We start from the raw sequence: 1,910 nt of genomic DNA on the forward strand, positions 1-1,910 counted from the left end.
CCCCAGGACGATCACGAGCAGGTGCCGCGCGGGGACGCCCCTGCATGTGCGGGCTATGGGCACCGTGCTTGCCTGCGTTTCGCCGCTGGAAGCGTGATCGTTTTCGGCGCCGTTGAGTTACCGCGCCGCACGGGGCCGGGGTTCTACTTGGAGCGGCGGCCGCGGTTGCGCTTCGGGGCGGGGCCGGGCTTGGTGAACTGGACGTTCACTCCGCTGGCACCCGTGGGGCGGGCAGCGGGGCGGTCGCCGGGCTTCGCCTTGGCCGACGGGGAAGCAAGGACCATCGTGTCCCCCGAGCGGGGGCGCTTGGAGCCCTTGCTCTTGGGGTCGGCTATCGCCAGGACCGGGGCCGTCTTGGCGAGGGCCTCGGCTCGTGCGATCTGCTCGCGTGCCTTCTTGACCCGCTTACGGCCGGTTCCGCTGCGGGCGAGGCGAGCCGCCATGCCGTTGCTGCTAGTTCCGGCCTGGGCGAAGCGCAGGCGGCGCGTCCAGGTGCCGAGGTGTCCGGCGACGATGAGGAGGACCAGGGCGATGCCCACGCTCTTCCCCCACTGGAGCCGGTCGGTGGCCGCGATGTTCTGGGCCTTCGGCGAGTCGGTCGCGATCTGCGGTGCGGGGTAGGTGAGCCCGGGTGTCGCGCCCTCGGGCTGGACGGACGGGAGAGTCACCGGCGACTGGTTGTTGAACGGGGTCAGCGGAGTCCCGGCACTGGGAACCTCGCCCTCCGCCGTGGGGAGGGACGGCGCGGAGCCGCGCGGAAGCGACGCGGAGCCGCCGCCGCTCAGCATGGCGTTCGCGGTGGCGGCGGCCGAGGTCAGCGATCCGCCGGTCCCGGTGGGACGCTGCGCCCGGACGCCCACGGAGACCACACCGCTCGACTTGGTGACCGCGAGGGTGGCGGAGCAGCTCGTCCCCTGGCACAGCGAGTTCACCGAGCCGGACTTGGCCTGCACGCCCGAGCCCGAAAGCGTGTAACCGCTGAGGTCGTCCTCAAGGCCGCGGTTCCACTTCACGGCGAGCTTCTTGCCGGACGCCTGGACGGACACACCCGTCGGCGCGGCCGGCGCGATGCGCACGGTGACGGTGTTGCTGTCGTAGATGTGCCCGGTCTGCTTGCCCTTCAGGTAGATCTTGTAGCGGCCGTTCTGGCGGATCGGGAACGTCCCCGCCAGGTCACCGGCGAGGCCCTTCTCCTGGAGGAACTTGCTCCCGATGCCCGGGCCGTCGACCCAGAGCTGCATCGTGAGTGCGAAGTCGAAGTGGGCCTTGGCGGTCAGCTCGGAACCGCTCGTGATGACCGCACCGTTCGCGGGAGAGGTGATGCCTGTGGCGGCGGCCTGCGCGGGTAGTGCACCGAGCACCGGGAAACCCATCGCAAGCGGGGCCGCGATCGCGACTGCACCGATCCTGCGAATGATGGTCACGGCCTCAATCCCTTCGACAACGTCCTGCTCGTCTCGTCCCGCCGAGGGCCTCGCGGGGCACACGCACGGTGCAGTAACTAAGCACTTACGTGCAGGGTAACGTACCACTGGGTAACAGAAGTCACAGGACGATGACAAAGAGGCGAGCGTTCCATCCTCCTGCGACACCTCCCGACCTATTGACACACGGTGCAACGGGCCGTGCCGCGTCAGATTACGCCCTCTTGCCCCACAGGGCCAGCCCTTGCCCGGGATAACACTGATACGGCACCGATCCCCATAGGCACCACGATGTCTACCGTTACCGAAACCTCCACCTCGTCCCCCTGCAGTCGGCACCGGGCCAATCGCGCCCCCGACTCGGCCGCGATCCTCTCCGCGCTCGCGCAGGCGCCTCCGGTGCCCTCCGCCACCCGAGCGGCCCCGGCCAATGCCGCCATGTCGGCCGCCGCATCCGCCCGATGACGAGCTCCGCGCACCCCGCCC

The 1,910-nt window shown here is 69.9% G+C and carries 1 protein-coding gene; it reads right to left on the reverse strand.

Annotation, left to right across the window (positions count from 1 at the left end):
* Window positions 1-143: 143 nt before the first annotated feature.
* Window positions 144-1,361 (reverse strand): hypothetical protein, encoded by a 1,218-nt coding sequence (locus E1200_RS32970; protein ID WP_165950564.1) that lies wholly within the window; start codon window positions 1,359-1,361, stop codon window positions 144-146.
* Between the last annotated feature and the right edge of the window lie 549 nt (window positions 1,362-1,910).

Origin of the sequence: Actinomadura sp. GC306 (genome assembly GCF_004348665.1) — a bacterium.
Lineage (GTDB): Bacteria > Actinomycetota > Actinomycetes > Streptosporangiales > Streptosporangiaceae > Spirillospora.